We start from the raw sequence: 18,875 nt of genomic DNA on the forward strand, positions 1-18,875 counted from the left end.
GAAGCTGGCGTAGAGCGTGGTGTCGCACAGCCGGACCGAGCATCTGGGCGTGCCGACAAGTTTGCGGTGGCCCGCGTCGCTCCGCGTCGGTTACTCCAGGGCGTGAACATTTGGCTTTGCCGGTGCTCCGCACACTGCTCACAAAGCACCTACGGAAAGCCCAAGAAGGCAGTGATCACTGACAACTCTTCGACGAGGTCTGAGCGCGCTGCTTCGGCATTCTGCTCGCCGCTCGTTCACGTCGTGCGGTGGGCTGTGCGCCAGGCTTACAGCTCCCGGTGCGCCTGGTCGGTCTGCTGGCGAATGGAGGAGGCCGCGCGGGACAGCCGACCGAGTGCTCTGCGCTTGCCAGAAGCCTTCGGCTTCACGTGATCCAGCGTAGTTGGCAGGGCGCATGCTGTAGCAATGTTGTCCTGCCGCCGTCACCGCTTGTCGGTGCCGCCTGGCAGGATTAGCCCGGTGTATGGGAGCCGCCGAGGGCGGCAGGTCGAGAGGGGACGTACGGGGTATGCGTGAGCCGGGCCGTTGGACGACCGTGACCCCGTCGCAGTACGAGCACGAGCGCAAGGCACTCAAGCATGTGCAGGAGCGCTTGCCTGATCAAGAGCCGTTCCGTGCATGGTCGAACTTCACGTTCACGGCGGAAACGGGCCACGTGTATGAGGTCGACCTCCTGGTTGCGGCGCCTAGCGGCCTCTACCTCGTCGAGATCAAGAGCTTCAACGGTCGGGTGACGGCCTCCGGGTCGAACTGGATGCACAACGGGCGGGCCCTCGACAACCCGCTTCACCTGGCGAACACGAAGGCACAGAAGCTGAAGTCACTCCTGGTCCAGGAGAACCGCAATCGCCGGACCGGACTCCAGGTGCCGTTCATGCAGGCTGCCGTGTTTCTGTCCGAGCCGGGCCTCCGCGTCGAGTTGCCCTCGAATCAGATGCACTGGCTCTTCGGTCCCGAGAGGCCCGGCGAAGCACGAGCGGGTGCACTGCCCTCGGTCATTTCGGACCTACTGCTTCCCCTGCCCGCCGGCGGGCGCGGGGGCGTTGACACCCGCTTCTCACGAGCGCTGCCCGGACTGCTCGAAGGCGTGGGGATTGCTCGCAGCAAGAAGCACTTCCAGGTCGGCATGTGGGACCTGGAGCCCAAGCCGTTCGATATCGGCAAGGAGTGGCAGGACCATCTTGCCCGTCACCGCGAGCTCTCCAAAGAGCGGCGGCGCATCCGCATCTACTTGGTCGAGCGAAACGCGGCGCAGACCGACCGGGCCTCCGTGGAGCGCGCGGCTCGTCGTGAGATGCAGGTGCTCCACGGCATAAGCCACCCCGGGATCGTGCAGCCGGACTCGATGGAGGCCCACGAGAACGGGCCGGCCCTGATTTTCCGGCATCCTCGCGAGTCGATGCGCCTTGACCGTTACATGGCGGAATTCGGTCCGCGACTGGATGTGGAGACGCGCGTCGGCATGGTCCGCCAGCTGGGCGAGTCGATGGCATACGCCCACCGTCGACGGCTGTTCCACCGCATGCTCTCCGCGCGAAGCATCCTGGTGGCTCCCGGTCCGCGCCGTCCCACGGCCCCTGGGCAGCCAGCGGATGTGACGGCCGAGCAGGCCCTGGCCGAAGCATGGCTTCGGCCTGACTTGCTGATCAGTGACTGGCAGGCCGCTGTCCGTTCGGCGGACTCGTTCGGGTCGAGCGGCTCCCTGCCCACCCCCAGCAGCCGTACCGGTCGGCACACCGACGCGGCGGCCGAGCCGTATCTGGCTCCTGAGCTGTCCGCGCCGAATCCTGACTCCGTGGCGATGGACGTATTCGGCCTGGGCAGCGTGTCCTACCTCCTGGTGTCTGGGAAGGCACCGGCCGATACACATGCCGAACTCCTGGCGCGGGTCAGCCAGGACAACGGCCTGCGGCCCAGCGCGGTCGCCGAAGCCGTGACCCCGTGGATGGACGAGCTGATCCAGGCCGCGACCGCTCCTGTGCCCAATCAGCGGCTGTCCAGTGTCGCGGAGTTTCTGGAGCTGCTGACCGAGGTCGAAGACGATCTGACCGCGCCCGCTGCGGCGGAAGCCCCTGCCGAGGTAGAGCTCGACCCGTTGGAGGCACGGCCCGGCGACGTCGTGGGTGGCGAGTGGAAGATCAGCCAGCGGCTCGGCACCGGGTCCACCTGCCGTGCCTTCCTCGCGGTTAACCAGCGGACCGGTGCCAAGGAGGTCCTTAAGGTCGCGCTGTCCGACGAGAAGACCAAGCGTCTGGATCACGAGGCTCGCATCCTGGGCGCGTTTCCTGCTGATTCCCGTGTGATCCGCCTCGCTCGCCGCGAGCCGCAAGTGATCGGCGGCCGGTCCGTGCTGGTCCTGGAGCACGCGGGCGAGCACACTGTGGCCCGCAAGCTGCGCGAGGGCGGTCGGCTGGAGCCCGGAGAGCTACAAACGTTCAGCGAGTACCTGTTCGGTGCGCTGGATTTCCTCGAAGGCGAAGGAATCTTCCACCGCGACATCAAGCCCGACAACATCGCCATCCGGGTCCGCAAGAACCGAACCAAGCAACTCGTCCTTTTCGACTTCTCCCTCGCTGGCATAGATGTGCGGGAGACCGAGGCGGGCACCCCCCGCTACCTGGATCCCTTCATCGGCACGGTCCGGCGCCCTGTCTACGACGTCCACGCCGAGCGCTACGCGCTGGCCGTCACCCTGCACGAGATGGCATCCAATGAGCTGCCTGTGTGGGGCGATGGTGCCACCGAAGCCACCTTGGTGGATGAGCCGGTCACCTTGGCCGTCGAGGCATTCGACCCGTCGCTGCGCGAGAGCGGCTTGGTCGATTTCTTCGCCCGGGCTCTGGCGAAGGACGCCGCTGACCGCTTCGCATCCCTGCAGGAGATGCATGCTGCGTGGCGACGCATCTTCGATACAGCTGACGCCACCCGTCCCGTAGGCGCGGCTCCACGGCTGACCGGACTAGAGGCCGACGATGACGATCCGCAGCTCGCCGAGCAGGAACGGGATGACGCGGCAGCGAACGCCGGCCCCGACACCCTGCTGGTGGCGGCCGGCCTGAGCGCGCGAGCCATCTCGGCAGCGGAGCGGCTGGAGGCCACAAAGGTCGCCGACCTGCTTCCGCTGGCCGGACGCATCACGTCACTGCCCGGGCTGGGGGCAAAGACTCGCAAGGAACTCCAGACCCGCATCAAGGAGTGGCGGACCCGCTTCGGCACGGGTTCCTCACCGACCAACCGGGAACAGCGCCGGGCCGCCGAGCGTGAACTGGCCGCCGCGGAAGAGAGCGCCTCAGCAGCCATACCCGCCGGGACGGACGGCAGTCCGCCGGATGCTGCGGCCTCGGCGTTGGGCCGCATCGGCCTGGATTCGATTGCCGCTCTGCTCGTTCCGGCGATGCAGAAGACACGCCGAAACGAGAACGAAGTCGAGGCCACCCGCCTGATGCTGCGGCTGCCTGACGAGGACGGAAACCTTCCCGATCTCCCGCCCTGGCCGACGCAGCAGCCCGTCGGCGCCCAACTGGGCATCACCACGGGTCGCGTGGGCCAGGTTCTCGTCAAGCAGCGCACGCACTGGGCTGAGATGCCCATCATGCGCAGCATCCTTGCCGAACTCGTCGAGTTGCTTGAGGGCTTCGGACGTATTGCTGGCGCCCAGGAACTGGCTGACGCGCTGCTGGCGCGGCGTGGCAGTTCCGAAGGCAGCGACGAGGTGCGGCGCGCGACCGCCGCTGCGGTCGTGCGAGCGGCCGTGGAAGTCGATTCGGCCGCCGCCGAGGACCGGTGCTTCTTGACCCGCCGCTTCGGCGACCAGATCCTCATCGCGCTGGAAGCACCCGAAGACGCCACCCCGGACACCCCCGCCGCCCCAGCCTTGATCAAATACGCCCTCAAACTCGGAGAGACAGCCGACCGGCTGGCCGGCATGGACGTCATGCCCACCTCCGCGTCCGTGCTGCGCGAGCTGACAATAATCCGGCCGCACGCGTACAGCGTGCCGACCGACTTCGAGCACGCCCGCCTGGTCCACCTCGCCGCCGCCGCATCGTCGCGGGCCGCGGCATCGCCCCGCTTGGAGATCTATCCTCGCGATCTGGCACCGGAGCGAGCCCTGCGCCTCGCCCAGGCAGGCGTGGCGCCTCCCGCTCGAGAGGGCGGCACGTCACCTGGCAGCCGTCCCAACGTCCTGCGCCCGGAGCAGGTACAGGAACGAGTACGAGCACGCTTCCCCGAACTTGCCCCACTCCCCGGCCACCCCCAGCTGCACAAGCTGCTCAACGACGCCGGCTTCAACCTGGAGTGGCAGGGATCCGGCCGACTGGGCGGATACGTCACGCCGCGCGGCGCTGGATCGTCAACCGGCGCCGTCATCCAGCCGCGCAAGGCAACCGGCGACATCGCCTCGCAGTGGCACACCGAATCACCCGAGCTGGCACGCGCCGTGCGTGCCGAGCAGCAGTTGGCAGGCTCGTGCGGCAGGGACAGCTTCCGTGCCCTGACCGTCAGCATGGCCGGCTACCTGCCTGCCCGCGAGGAACTCGTACGGCGCTTCGGCGCCCAACCCATCGACGTCGGAGCCCTTTTCGTCGCCACCATGCGGAACCTGGTTGCCCAGGGCACGCGCCCGACCTGGGAGACCGTGGTGGAGGCCGACATAGCAGAACCCGGCTCCCTCCCCCACAGCCGACTGCACTCCCGGTTCATCGAGCCCGCGTGGGACCGCCTCCAGCCCCAGATCGAAGAGATCGTCTCAGCAGCCACCGGTCCTGTGCTGCTGCACGGAGCAGGCCCGCTCGCCCGTTACGACCGCATGCATCTGCCCCTCGAACTCGGCGGCACGGTGTGGCTGCTCTGCCCCATGGGCGACGCAACGGCCGAACCCATGCTGGATCATGCCCACGTGCCGCTGGAGACGAAAGAGCAGTGGATCTTGCTCAACGACGCCTGGGTAGCCAACCAACACCGCACCACGCCGAACGAGGAGACAGGTAAGTGATCGACCGCGTCGCGCTGCTCAAGGACCTGCAGCGCCAGGTGAAGACCCTGGAAGCCGATCTGCGCCAGCAGGTCACCGCGGTCGAGGAAACACACACCCGGCTGCGTGCCGAATACGACAAGGCGTTCAAGCTCAAGCGAACCGCCGCTGCCTGGGGGGCCTGGCGCGACGAACGCGTCACCCAAGCAGCAGCGGCCTGGGGCCTGGGCACCGTCTTCGTCCGCTTCTGCGAAGACAACGGGCTCCTGGGCAAGCGGGGATTCCTGGCCGGTCCCGACGAAGAAAGCATGACCCTCGCAGAAGAGGCTCAGGCCCAGTTCTACCGCGACCACCAAGGCAACCAGACCGACCGCGGCTGGCTGCTCGCCGCCTTCGACGAGATGACCAAGGCACAAGCGGGCGCCCTACTCTTCGACCAGCGGCACAACGCGCTCTACCAGATCCCGCTCTCACACGACGCGGCGAAGGAACTCATCGCTTTCTGGCGACGCCGCAATGAGCACGGAACTCTCGTTCACGACTTCACCGACGACAACTGGGACACCCGCTTCCTCGGCGACCTGTACCAGGACCTCTCAGAAGCGGCCCGCAAGACGTACGCGCTCCTGCAGACCCCGGAGTTCGTTGAGGAATTCATCCTCGATCGCACGCTGACACCGGCTATCAACGAATTCGGCCACGACAAAGTCAAGATGATCGACCCAACCTGCGGATCAGGTCACTTCCTACTGGGCACGTTCCGACGCATGCTGAAGGAATGGGAACGGAATGCTCCCGGGCGGGAGCTGCGTGAACGAGTGAAGCTGGCACTGGAGGCCGTACACGGCGTGGACATCAATCCATTCGCTGTCGCCATTGCCAGATTCCGCCTTGTTATTGCAGCGCTGCGCGCAACAGGAATTCACACCCTGAACGAGGCGGCGGGCTATCGATTCCCTATCAATGTCGCCATTGGTGACGCGTTGATCAAATCTCGGGAATTCACCCTGCCGGGCTTCGAAGACCTCAGCGGTGAAAACGATGAACTTGCCGATTTTCAATACACGACCGAGGATCTGAGCGAGTACCACCCCATCCTTCAAGAAGGTCGTTACCACGTAGTGGTAGGCAATCCGCCGTACATTCAAGTAAAGGACAAGAATCTTAATCAAATTTACAGGGAGCTTTACTCGGCATGCGCTGGATCCTACGCCCTGTCGGTACCGTTTGCTCAACGATTCTTCCAGTTGGCTCGCGAAGCCGACAAGCAGGGCAGGGGGTCTGGATTCGTCGGCCAAATCACCGCCAACTCGTTCATGAAGCGCGAATTTGGACGCAAACTAATCACAGAGTTCTTCAGCCTCAAGGCTGAACTCAGTGAGATCATCGACACGTCCGGAGCCTACATTCCGGGCCACGGAACTCCGACAGCAATCCTAGTAGGGCGTCGCCGTACCCACTTCCATCACGGCGCATCCATCCGCGCCGTGCTCGGGATCAAGGGCGAACCGGGCGTCCCAGAGGAAGCCCACAGAGGCGTAGTCTGGCGTGCCATCGTCGACCAGATCGACAAGCCAGATTCCGAGAGCGAATGGGTCAGTTCAATTGATGCAGATCGCGCATCGTTCAAGACTTTCCCATGGAGCCTGAGCGGCGGCGGCAGCGATAAACTCCTGGCCCATCTGAATAACGAAAGGAACCAGATCTCCTCCGTTACGACAGATCTAGGTTTCATCTCGATCACGGGCGATGACGACGCCTTTGAAGCGCCTTCTTTCTTGATTCGACGCATGTCGGCAGTCCCAAGAATCCCGCTCGTTCGAGGCGAGCAAGTCCGCGACTATGGTGTACAGCAACAAAGCCAAGCCATCTGGCCCTACACCTCCGACCTTGTTCCCTTGAGGCCAGGACCTGAAGACCCCACGTACAGGTACTTGTGGCCAGCCCGCAGGGTTCTGCAGATGCGCCGCCGCTTTGGAATTCCCGTCCAAGACATCGATGGCCTGCACTGGACAGAGTTCCGCGAACTTTATTCCCGCCGCCTCAAGACGGCAGGATTCATCTGCTATCCGTTCGTTTCCACGCACAATCACTTCACGTTCGCTCGAGAGTCACTTGCATGTATCCGAACAGCCCCGGTCATCAAGCTGCCCGAAGGGTCTAGCGAGGAGGATTACCTGCGGCTTCTGGGAGTGCTGAACAGTTCCACTGCATGCTTTTGGCTGAAGCAAGTAAGCCAGGGTAAGGGCGGCAGCGGACTTGGCCGCGGGGTGCAGGATGAGGAATGGGAAGAGCGTTACGAGTTCACCGGAACCAAAATCCAAGAGTTCCCTCTACCTGAAGAATATCCAACAAGTCTGATCACCGAACTTGATCAGCTGGCCCAAAGTACGGCAGAGCTGTTCCCTTTCGCCCCTGCTAGACCCGATGTTCCTTCACTCTCTCAGCTCGACGAGGACCGCACCTCGTACCATTCCGCACGCGCCCGCATGATCGCCCTGCAGGAAGAGCTGGATTGGCACGTTTACTCTCTCTACGGACTGGAAGATGATTTGCGCGCACCTGCGGATTCCGTTCCTGCCATCAAACTCGGTGAACGCGCTTTCGAGATCGACCTAGCGCGCAGGATGGCTCGCGGTGAGATTGAAACCCAATGGTTCGCCCGGCACGGATCCATTCCAGTCACAGATTTGCCCAACCACTGGCCACAGGCGTACAAGGATATCGTCACCAAACGCATTGCAGCCATCGAGACCAATCGGTCAATTAGCCTGATTGAACGGCCCGAATGTAAGCGTAGGTGGGCCACAGAGAGTTGGGACTCTCTGCAAGCAAAGGCTTTGCGGACATGGCTGCTGGACCGTGCCGAGACGCGGGAACTATGGTTCCACGAAGTGGATGGGATGGAGCAGCCGCGAGTCATGTCCACTGCCGAACTCGCTGACGCACTGGCCCTCGACAGTGATTTTGCGGCTGTTGCGGAGTTGTACGCACCGGGGAAAGATCTCGGCGCACTCGTCGCTGAGCTGGTCGCCGATGAGCATGTCCCCTTCCTCTCGGCACTGCGTTACAAGGAATCTGGCTTGCGCAAGCGCGCCGATTGGGAACACACGTGGGATGAGCAGCGCAGAGAGGACGCAGCACAGACAGAGGAAGAGAAAGAAGAAATCCGAAACAGCATCGGCGTTCCTCCCCGATACAGTGCCGCCGACTTCCTCAAGCCTTCCTACTGGCGGAATCGCGGCAAGCTCGACACCCCAAAAGAGCGGTTCGTCTCCTATCCGTACGGCTCCCGTGACGGCGATAGTGCCCTCCTTCTCGGCTGGGCCGGCTGGGACCACCGAGAGCAGGCACAAGCGCTGGCCACTCTCATCGTGGAGCGAGAGGCAAGCGATGGCTGGAGTACCGAGCGGCTGACGCCTCTGCTGGCTGGTCTACGCGAGGTGCTGCCGTGGGTTCAACAGTGGCACAGCGACTTCAACATCGCGTACGGTGACTCTCCCGCGAACGTGTATGCCGGGTTCCTGGTCGAAACAACCAACCGTCTTCATCTGACCGATGATGCGCTGTCCTCCTGGAGAGCGCCTAAGAAGCTGGGCCGTGGGCGCAAGCCGAGTAGTACGGGTGAGCGTTAGAGCGTTCGATGCGCTCCCGAACAGACACTCGCGTTGCCTACCGTGTGCCCTGCGACGCAAGCGGCGGCGTTCTTCGCCGCCTCCCAGGGTGTAGTCGGTAGCCGGAACGCGACAGCTACTACGGGTCGAAGATCGGTTCGAGCCAAGGTGCCTGCGGGGTGTCAGAGCTGGCCCGTAGGCTGTACGCCATGGCTGGTCCCAACGGTTCTCTGCTGCGTGAGTACATCAACATCCCCGAACGGGCGAGTGACTCCGATTTCGTCCTGAAGTTGGCCGAAGGCGTGTCGGACGCCGAAGCCACCCTGCGCGACTATGTGATCACAGACCGACTGGTGGAGAACTTCGATCAGGCGCTTGGTCTGGTCCAAGCAGGCGTGACCAGTGGGACGTCGCAGGCGACGTACCTGCACGGTTCCTTCGGTTCCGGTAAGTCGCACTTCATGGCGGTGCTGCACGCGTTGCTCCACGGGGAGGCCGCGGCCCGGTCGCGGGATGAGTTCGCGGGGCTGTTGGACAAGCACGATGTGTGGATGCAGGGGCGGCGGTTCCTGCTCGTGCCGTACCACATGCTGGGTGCGAAGTCGATGGAGCAGCGGATCCTCGGCGGGTACGCATCGTTGGTACGCGAGCTCCACCCGGAGGCTCCGGTGCCGGGTGTACATCGAACCGACGCCCTCATGGAGCAGGTCCATAGCCACCGGGTGAATCTCGGCGACGAGATGTTCCTGTCCAAGCTGCCCGGGGCCAAAGAGGACGCGGCCTGGGGTGACACGGAGCCATTCTGGACATCCGCGAAGCTGGACGAGGCCATGGCGGCCCCGTATGACGACAGACTGCGCAAGCAGCTGGTCAGCGACCTGATCAACAGCTGGTTCCCGAGTTTCTTCAACAACGCGAAGGAAGACGCCCAGGCGTTCGTCTCCCTGGACCGGGGCCTGAGCGAGATCGCCGGGCACGCCAAGGATCTGAACTACGACGGTCTGATCCTGTTCCTCGACGAACTGGTGCTCTGGTTGGCCAACTCGCTGGGCAACCAGAAGCTCGTCGCCCGAGAGGTACAGAAGCTCAGCAACCTCATCGAGGGCGGCGACGCCCGCCGGCCGATTCCCGTGATCAGCTTCATCGCCCGGCAGCGGGACATGCGTGACCTGGTGAAGGGGGATGCCGCCGGCGCCGTCGAGCTGACGATCCAGGACACGCTCAACCTCGCCAGCGGCAGGTTCTCTACGATCACCCTGGAGGACCGGAACCTCCCGGAGATCGCCCGGCACCGGCTGCTGAGGCCGAAGAACGACGACGCCGCCGCCGCGATCAACAAGGCATTCGAGACCACCACCAAGGTACGGCGCGAGGTGTGGGACACGCTGCTGGGCAGCGAGGGCACCACCGGCGCCGACATCGACTCGTTCCGCGCCACGTACCCCTTCTCCCCCTCGTTCCTCGACACGCTGGTACACGTCTCCAACGCGCTGCAGCGATCCCGCACCGGGCTGAAGCTCATGCGGAACCTGCTGATCGAACACCGTAACGACTTGCGCCTGGGCCAGCTGGTACCGCTGGGCGATCTGTACGACGAGATCGCCCGGGACGGTGGGCAGCCCTTTACCGAGCGGCTGAAGGTCGAGTTCGAAAATGCGGAGAAGCTGTATGACACCCGGCTGAGGCCGCGCCTGCTGGCGGACTACTCCCTGAGCGAGGAGGACGTGGAGCGGGTGCGCCTTGCCGGCGGGACCGGGCAGACCGCGACCGGGGAGAGCGTGTCGGCAGAACTGGCCGCCCGCGTCAAGGAGTTCACCGGCGATGACCGGCTGATGAAGACGCTGCTGCTCTCCGCCCTCGCGCCGTCAGTTCCCGCGCTGGCGAACCTGACCGTGCGCCGACTGTCCGCGCTCAACCACGGCAGCATCACCAGCCCCATTCCCGGCGGCGAGGTCACCAAGGTGGCCACGAAGGTGCGGATGTGGCACACGCGGCACGGCGAAATCAAGGTCGACAACGGTGACGACCCAGCCGTGCGCCTGGAACTCGTCGGCGTCGACGTGGACAGCGTGCTCGCCACCGCCACCGGCTACAACACCTCCGGCGCCCGCAAAGCCATGGTCAAGCGGCTGCTATGGGAGGAACTCGGGGTAATCGAGGGTGAGATCGTCAACCGCGCGGACGTGTGGTGGAAGGGCTCACGCCGTAGCGTCGAGGTCCTCCTGGGCACTGTCCGGGATCCACGCGATGTGCGGGACGATGCGTTCCATCCCAGCGAGGACACCGCTTGGCGGCTCATCCTCGGCTACCCGTTCGACGAAGGGACCTACGGGCCGGCCGACGCCCGCGACCGGGTCCACAAGCTCGTCAACGAACGCGGGGTACACGCCCAGACCGTGTGCTGGATTCCCGCCGGCCTGACGCACGAGCGGGAGAACGATCTCGGGCAGCTTGTCGTCATCGACAAGGTGCTGACCGGCCAGAAGTTCGACTCCTACGCGGGGCATCTGAACCCTGCCGACCGGCAGCGGGCCCGTGCCGCGCTGGAGAGCCAGCGCGAAGCCCTGATGACGCTCTTCCGTGATCTGCTGCGGCAGGCGTACGGCTTGGCCCAGCAGCAGTCCGGGCACGTGGTTCCCTACAACGACCACCTTCTGTCGCTGAGCCCCTCGCTGCAGCCGACGCTGCCGTTCGGGGACACCCTGAAGAATGCCCTGCACAGCATCGCGGACCAGGCTCTCGCCCATCAGTTCCCCGGCCACCCGGACTTCGACCCGGACCGGGTGAAGGCCACGGTCAAACTGGCCGACGCTCGCACCGTGCTGGGCTACATCCGTCAGCTCGCGGAGTCGTCCGAGCCGAGCATCGAAGTCGCCAAGGGGGACCGGGGGGTGATGCAACGTGTCGCCGACGCGCTCGGGCTGGGCACGATGCACGAGGCTCGTTTCACCCTGGACCGTGCCTGGGCACAGCATTTCGAGCGCGAGGCCGACAAGGCCGGCCGCGGCAGCGAACTGAAGGTGCCCGACCTGCGGGCGTGGACGAATCGCCCTCTGGCGCGAGGGCTGGAGCCCTTGGTGGGCAATCTGGTGATCGCCTGCTTCGCCGAGATGACCGACCGGGTATGGACCCGACACGGCGGCATCGTCGATCCTGCACCTGAGCTGAACCAGATCTCCGACGACCTCGTGCTGCGCGAGCAGCGCCTGCCCGACCAGGAGTGTTGGGACCGGGCTCGTGCCAGGGCGATGGATCTCTTCGGGATCAACCAGCCGCCGCTGCGGCGGGGGCGACTGGTGGGCATGTTCGTGCGCCAACTGTCGGATGACGCCCGCCGCTACCGTGACGCTGCCACTGATCTGGTCACCGAGCTCGAAGAGCACGCCGCGCAGTTGGGCATCGACCCCAACGCCACCTCCGGTCGGCTGCACACCGCTCGTATGGCCGTCGACCTGCTGGAGGGCCTGGGCAGTCGCAGTGGCAGCGTGGAGATCGTGGAGCACCTGGCCGACGCCGACCTGGGCGGGCCCGCGCAGCGGGCCGGGCGCTCCATCAAATCTGCGGCCCGTGTGGTGGAGGCGCTACGCAAGGCCCCCTGGGACAACTTCAAGTTGGTCGCCGGAGTCGGTGGTCCCTACACCGTGGAGGCGAACGACCTCTTCGCGAAACTGCGGGGCGCCGCGCAGGCCGATGAGATGACGCTCAAGATGGGGCTGGTCGACGTCCTGGCCCAGGCACGTAAGGAGGCAGCCGCCCTGCTGGAGCGGGCGCTCAGCAGGTCGACCTCCCCGTCGGCTGAGGGGCAGGGCGCGAAGGACGCTCCGGACGACCAGTCCTCTTCCTCTTCCTCCGAGACCACCCAGGCCAAGAGTTCCTCGTCCACGGCAGGACGCCACCGGGGCACGGGCGACGGCCTCACCGAGGCGCTGGCGGAGCTCACCTCGTTCCTGCGGACCAACCCGCAGGCCGTCGTGGAGCTGGAGTGGCGGGTGGTCGAGTGAGCACGATGACGGACGAGGCCGCCGCGTCTCGCGCACCCCGGCTGGGCCGTGCAGCTGTGGAGCAGCGTGTTTCCCAGCTACTGCGCCAGCACTTGGACCGGCCGACTGCCGCCGACCACACCGTCTCCTCGGTCGTACTGCTGCGTGCCGAACCGGTGTGGGAGTCGGACCAGCCCCTGCGGGTACAGGGACGCACCGTACGCGTGGCGGCGGGCGTGTCCCCCCTGGGCGTGCTCGACCACATCACGCAGCACGCCGACGCACCGGACGCGGACCTTCTGGTGGTCCTCACCGACCAGGAGGAGGCCGCGCTCGGCCGCACTGTGCTGAGCGTGGCTCTGCGCCAGCGGGTGCACACCGTTGACCGGTGGGCGTTGGTCGCCGAGCAGTTCGGCGCGCAGCAGGTGGAGCCGCGGCTCACGGATGAAGCCTGGGCCGCCGAGGCACTCATGTCCGCCCGTCCTCCGCAGAATGGCTGGCCGAGGCTGCCCGGCAAGGTCCTCAGCCGTGACACCGCGCTGCGGCACCTGGCCGCCAGTCGCCTGGGCCTGGACCAGCGGCTCGGACTGGGTGCCGAGGGCCTGGACATCAGGGCCCTGCTGCGTTGGTCGGCTCTGCGGGGCGCGACCGAGTCCCTTGCCTCCCTTCGATCAGCCGAACGCGTCGGTCTCACCCGATGGCTCATCGACGCAACGGGCAAAGCGGGCCGGGCTCTGTTCGCCCTCATCGATGTCGACCGCGGGCCGGACGCGCTGGCAGCCGGTGTGGTGTGCCACGCCCTGTGGTCGCCGCAGGCCGTCGGCATGGACCGGCAAAAGGGCCGTGTCGACCGGTTCTTCGGCGACGCGCAGCTCGACGATGCCACTATGCAGGCGTTCGGGGAGGCCGCCCGCCAGGTGGTCATTCAACTAGCCGACGAAGCATGGGATCCCGAGCGCGCGGGCGTCACCCCCGCGGACGCCAACCGGCTGCTGCACACGGTCCTTGACCGAGCCGAAGCTCTGCTGGAGCAGTTCGGGGCCCAGGACGCGGCGACGTACAGCGATGTACTGCGGTCCGGGTTCAACTACCGTGTCGATGCCGTCGCCGACGCGCTCACGGCCTGTCTGGCCAAGCGCGGCGACACCCGCCCTGCCGCGGACACTCTCGCCTCCCGCGTGGCGGCCCTGGCCGAGCACCAACTGCACACCTTCCACCAACACCGGGTCGAACGAGCACGGATGGCGCTGCGCCTGGTGCGGTGGCTGGCACATCCCTCTCCGCTCCCAGAGACGCTCGCGGCCGGCATCGACGCCCAGATCCGCGACTGGGGGTGGGTCGACCATGCCGTAGCCCAGGTATGGGCCGGCGAGGACATCCACCCGGGCCTCAAGACCGCGTACCGACTCCTGCACGAGCGAGTCGCCGTGCGGCGCCGGGCCATGGACGAGGCATTCGCACTCCGCTTGCAGGACTGGACCCGCAACGGCACCGCCCGCGATGGGCTGCTCATGGTCGAGAACCTCCTCGAGAAGGTCGTTGCGCCGGTCGCTGCGGGCGAACGGCCGGTGCTGTTCCTGCTCCTCGACGGCATGAGTGCCGCCGCGGCGGTGGAGATCGCCTCGGAGATGGCCCACACCTGGCAGGAGTACGACCCTCTCGGCGGCACCAGCCGCAATGCCAAGAGCCAGCCAGCCCGCCGCCGCGGCGTAGTGGCCGCGCTGCCCACCCTCACCAAGGTTTCCCGCGCTTCACTCTTCGCTGGCGAACTGTGCGAGGGCGGACAAGATCTGGAGCGCGACCGCTTTGCCCGGCACGGCTTCTGGAACGGCCGCACGGCGCGCCTGTTCCACAAGGCCGACGTACGGGGCGAAGCCGGTGAGATGCTCGGTGCCGAACTCACCCAGGCCCTGGCCACTCCCGACATGCTCGTCGGGGTGGTCCTGAACACGATCGACGATGCTCTGGACAAGGACCGCGAGCGCAGCGACGCCACCTGGCGCCTTGATGACATAGGGGTGCTGCGGATCTTGCTGGAGCACGCGAGCTATCACGGACGTGCGGTGATCATCGCCAGTGACCACGGCCACGTCCTGGAACGCGACGGCCACCTGCGCACTGCCCAGGACTCGGTCTCAGCCCGGCACCGCACGGGCACTGCCCCGGCGAGCACCGGCGAGGTGGAATTGGTCGGACCGCGCGTCGTCGGACCCGGCCAGCGCGTGGTTTCGTTGTGGGACGCCGGGCTTCGCTACACGACCCGCAAGGCGGGCTATCACGGCGGAGCCTCGGCCGCCGAGGTCACCATCCCCCTGCTGGCCTTCCTGCCGCTGGGCGCCGCATCTCCGCCCGAGCAATGGCGTCCCCTGGGGGACTGCCGCCCAGCCTGGTGGGAAACAGCCGGCCCTGCCGTACCGGCCATCGAGCTGGCGGGGACGGCACCCGCCACACGGAGCGGGAAGCAGAAAGCGCCCGAACCCACAGACGGACAGATCGGATTGGACCTCGCCGCCACACGCGGTGTGGAAGCCCTGCTCGACGAACTCCTCGACTCCGACATCTTCAAAGCACGGCGCACGCTCACCCCCCGCGTGGTGCACAAGCCGAAGATCCGCGCGGCGATCGGGGCCCTGCTGGAGGCGGGCGGCATCCTGCCCACCGCCGTGCTCGGCGAGCGCGCCGGGGAGCTTCCTGACCGCGCTGTACGGTTCGCCACCGTGCTGCAGCGGATCTTCAACGTCGACGACTACGCCGTGCTGTCGCTGACCGACAGCAGTCGCAATGTCCGCCTGGACAAGGACCTGCTACGCCGCCAGTTCGAGCTGAAGGGGGATGTGTGAACCAGGTCAGCGCCGCCAAGCGGCGCGAGGTCATCGACGCGCTGCGCCGCGGAGCCGTCCCCGAATCCGGGCTCGACCTCCTCGCGGTGGGCCTGTCCCGCTTCGACACCGCACTCGATGAGGAACTGTCTGCGGTCGCCGACGGCGGAGCCGTGTTCAAGGCGGTGCGCGGCGAGTACGGCTCCGGCAAGACCTTCGTCACCCGATGGCTGGGCGAACGCGCCAAGCGCCGCAACTTCGCCGTCGCCGAAGTCCAGGTCTCCGAGAACGAGACCCCCTTGCACAAGCTGGAGACGGTCTACCGCCGCCTGACCGAACGCCTGTCCACCCCGGGCTTCCCGCCCAGCGCCCTGCGCGCGGTCGTCGACTCGTGGTTCTACGCGCTCGAAGAAGACGTCCTCGCCGAGCAGGACACCGACACGGCTACTCCCGACGCCCTGGGCAGCGCCGTCGACACACTCCTCGCAGAACGACTGACCGAAGTCAGCCGCACCGCACCCTCCTTCGCGGCAGCCCTGCGCGGCTACCGCGCCGCAGTCGCCGCAGGGGACGCGCCAACCGCCGACGCGATCCTGGCCTGGCTGGGCGGACAGCCCCATGTAGCGGCCAACGCCCGCAAGGCCGCCGGCGTACGCGGCGATCTCGACCACTTCGGCGCCCTCGGCTTCCTCCAAGGACTGCTCGCCATCCTGCGCGACTGCGGCCACCCCGGGCTTCTGCTGGTCCTCGACGAAGTCGAAACGCTGCAACGGGTACGGTCCGACGCCCGCGACAAGGCCCTCAACGCCCTGCGGCAGCTCATCGACGAAGTCCACTCCGGCCGCTTCCCTGGCCTCTACCTGATCATCACCGGCACGCCCGCCTTCTACGACGGCCAGCAAGGGGTACAGCGCCTGCCGCCCCTGGCCCAGCGCCTGGCCACCGACTTCACCACCGACGCACGGTTCGACAATCCCCGGGCGGTTCAGATCCGGCTGCCCGGCTTCACCGTCGAGTCCCTCACCGAACTCGGCGGACACGTACGCGACCTGTACGCCGCCGGATCCACCGCCAGTGACCGCATCACCGCCAGCGCGGACGACGCCTACCTGGCCGACCTTGCCAAGGCCGTCGCCGGAGGACTGGGCGGCAAGGTGGGCATCGCGCCCCGCGTGTTCCTCAAGAAGCTGGTGAGCGACGTCCTCGACCGCATCGACCAGTTCGAGGACTTCGACCCGCGCAAGCACTACGCCCTCACCCTGGCGCCTTCCGAATTGACCGAGACCGAACGCAACGCCGCGATGTCCCCCGCCGCAGCGGCTGGCGACGTAGAACTGGACCTCTGAGGCTCCTGTGACGGACAGCGCTCTCGATCAACTCCACCCGGTCGTCCTGCACCACATCGCCAACTCCCTGGGCTGGCCCGGTCTGCGCCCGCTCCAGGAAGCCGCCATCGAGCCACTGCTGAACGGCGATGACGCACTCCTGCTCGCACCCACTGCCGGCGGCAAGACCGAAGCCGCAGCGTTCCCGGTGCTGTCCGCCATGGAACAGCAGCAGTGGAAGGGCCTGTCCGTCCTGTACGTGTGCCCGATCAAGGCCCTACTCAACAACCTGCTGCCGCGTCTGGAGTCGTACACGGGATGGCTGGGCCGCCGCGTCGCCCTGTGGCACGGCGACGTCACCGCAGCCAGCCGACGCAAGATCCTTCTCGACCCGCCGGACATCCTGCTCACCACCCCCGAGTCCATCGAGGCCATGCTCGTCAGCACCAAGGTCGAGCACCAGTGGTTCTTCGCCAACCTGCGAACCGTCATCGTGGATGAGGTCCACGCCTTCGCCGGCGACGACCGCGGCTGGCACCTCCTCGCCTTGCTCGAACGCCTGACTCGCATCACCGGTCGGCCCATCCAGCGTGTCGGCCTGTCGGCGACCGTAGGCAACCCACAGGATCTCCTGGCGTGGTTCCAGGGCTCCGGCCAGGACAGCCGGCCCGCCCAGGTCGTAGCCCCGGACATGCCCGCCCTGCCCGCGGAGGCCGCGACACCGCCGTCAGGCGACATCACCCTGGACTACGTCGGCGGCGTCGCCAACGCGGCAAAGGTCATCGCCTCGCTCCACCGCGGCGAGAAACGGCTGGTCTTCTGCGACTCCAAGCAGCTCGTGGAAGAACTCGGGGCATCCCTGCGAGCCAAGGGCGTCACCACGTTCCTCTCCCACGCATCCCTCTCCGTGGACGAACGCCGCCGTGCGGAAGAGGCTTTCGCCGAAGCGCGGGACTGCGTCATCGTCGCCACCAGCACCCTGGAACTCGGCATCGACGTGGGTGACCTGGACCGGGTTATCCAGATCAACGCACCCGCCACCGTCGCCTCGTTCCTCCAGCGGCTCGGCCGCACCGGACGCCGTGCCGACACGACCCGTAACTGTCTATTCCTCGCCCTGGACGAACAGCGCCTCCTGCACGCTGCCGGCCTCCTCTCACTATGGGGCCGCAGCTTCGTCGAACCCGTCACTGCCCCACCCGAGCCGCGACACATCGCCGCCCAGCAGCTCCTCGCCTTGTGCCTCCAAGAAGGGCGCGTCGGCGACCAGACCTGGGCCGAGCACTGGAACGGCCTCGAACCCTTCGGCCCGAGCGCAGCCCCCATCGTCCAGCACCTCGTCGACAGCGGCTTCGTCGACTCCGACAACGGGATGCTCTTCATCGGCCCGGAGGCCGAACGGCGCTTCGGCCAACGGCACTTCATGAACCTGACCGCAGTCTTCACCGCCGCCCCGGAATTCGTCGTGCTGTCCGGCCGCACCGAGATCGGCCGCACCGACCCGATGCTGCTCACCGAGAGGGTCGAAGGCCCCCGCCTGCTGCTCCTCGCCGGCCGCAGCTGGCGCGTCAACTGGATCGACTGGGCCCGACGCCGCTGCTTTGTCGAACCCGCCGATGGCGGCGGCAAGGCCCGCTGGTACGGCAGCGTCCTCGACGGCGCCTCGTACGAACTCGCCCGCGCCATGCGTGACGTCGTACTCGGACAGGACCCGCCAGTCCAGCTCACCGAGCGTGCCGTTACCTACCTCGCACAGCTCCGCGAGACGGCCGTCGACACGACCCATCCCGGCGGCACCGTCATCACACGCGCCGGCGACGACGTCCGCTGGTGGACCTGGGCCGGCTTTCGCGCCAACGCCACACTGACCGCCACACTCGCAGGGCTCACCGACGAAAAGCAGCGCTTCAACGAACTGTTCGTCCGGATGCGTCCCGACTTGACACCCCAGATGTGGGCCACGCACACCTCTGATGCGGCCCAACGCCTGTGCCTGCCTGAGATCGACGACAAGGCCCTCCGCGGCCTGAAGTTCAGCGAAGCCCTCCCGCCCCATCTCGCCCGCACTACCGTGGCACAGCGTCTTGCATCCACCGAGCGTGCGGCGTCCGTCCTCAACGAACCCGTACGCTTCTCCTCTCGCCTGGACCGCTAGGCAGCGG

6 protein-coding genes are annotated in these 18,875 nt (G+C 66.5%); all 6 read left to right on the forward strand.

The genetic code is table 11. The features are described 5' to 3' along the window. Window positions 1-508: 508 nt before the first annotated feature. The 6 genes from pglW to ACWGJB_RS26345 all read left to right on the forward strand — a co-directional run bounded on the left by pglW (window position 509) and on the right by ACWGJB_RS26345 (window position 18,868). Complete coding sequence (gene pglW, locus ACWGJB_RS26320) at window positions 509-4,996, forward strand: BREX system serine/threonine kinase PglW (RefSeq protein WP_453382550.1); 4,488 nt, start codon at window positions 509-511, stop codon at window positions 4,994-4,996. After that, window positions 4,993-8,610 carry a BREX-2 system adenine-specific DNA-methyltransferase PglX gene (gene pglX / locus ACWGJB_RS26325; protein WP_453382551.1) on the forward strand — a complete coding sequence of 1,206 codons (3,618 nt, stop codon included), beginning with the start codon at window positions 4,993-4,995 and terminating at the stop codon, window positions 8,608-8,610. Before pglW ends, pglX begins: the two co-directional genes overlap by 4 nt. A 188-nt stretch (window positions 8,611-8,798) precedes the next feature. Then, on the forward strand, window positions 8,799-12,590 hold the full coding sequence (locus ACWGJB_RS26330; protein ID WP_453382552.1) for a BREX-2 system ATPase PglY: 3,792 nt from the start codon (window positions 8,799-8,801) through the stop codon (window positions 12,588-12,590). A gap of 5 nt (window positions 12,591-12,595) precedes the next feature. Next, a complete protein-coding gene (gene pglZ / locus ACWGJB_RS26335; RefSeq protein ID WP_453382685.1) occupies window positions 12,596-15,409 on the forward strand; it encodes a BREX-2 system phosphatase PglZ in 2,814 nt (937 codons plus the stop codon). Beyond that, on the forward strand, window positions 15,406-16,734 hold the full coding sequence (gene brxD / locus ACWGJB_RS26340; protein WP_453382553.1) for a BREX system ATP-binding protein BrxD: 1,329 nt from the start codon (window positions 15,406-15,408) through the stop codon (window positions 16,732-16,734). Before pglZ ends, brxD begins: the two co-directional genes overlap by 4 nt. Before the next feature lie 7 nt (window positions 16,735-16,741). Beyond that, entirely contained in the window at window positions 16,742-18,868 is a 2,127-nt protein-coding gene (locus tag ACWGJB_RS26345) for a DEAD/DEAH box helicase (RefSeq protein ID WP_453382554.1), read from the forward strand. Window positions 18,869-18,875 lie beyond the last annotated feature (7 nt).

The organism is Streptomyces sp. NPDC054813, from assembly GCF_053611365.1.

Coding starts and splice junctions, on each gene's coding strand:
- pglW (WP_453382550.1), top strand. CDS start 509: ATGCGTGAGCCGGGCCGTTGGACGACCGTGACCCCGTCGCAGTACGAG.
- ACWGJB_RS26330 (WP_453382552.1), top strand. CDS start 8,799: ATGGCTGGTCCCAACGGTTCTCTGCTGCGTGAGTACATCAACATCCCC.
- pglZ (WP_453382685.1), top strand. CDS start 12,596: ATGACGGACGAGGCCGCCGCGTCTCGCGCACCCCGGCTGGGCCGTGCA.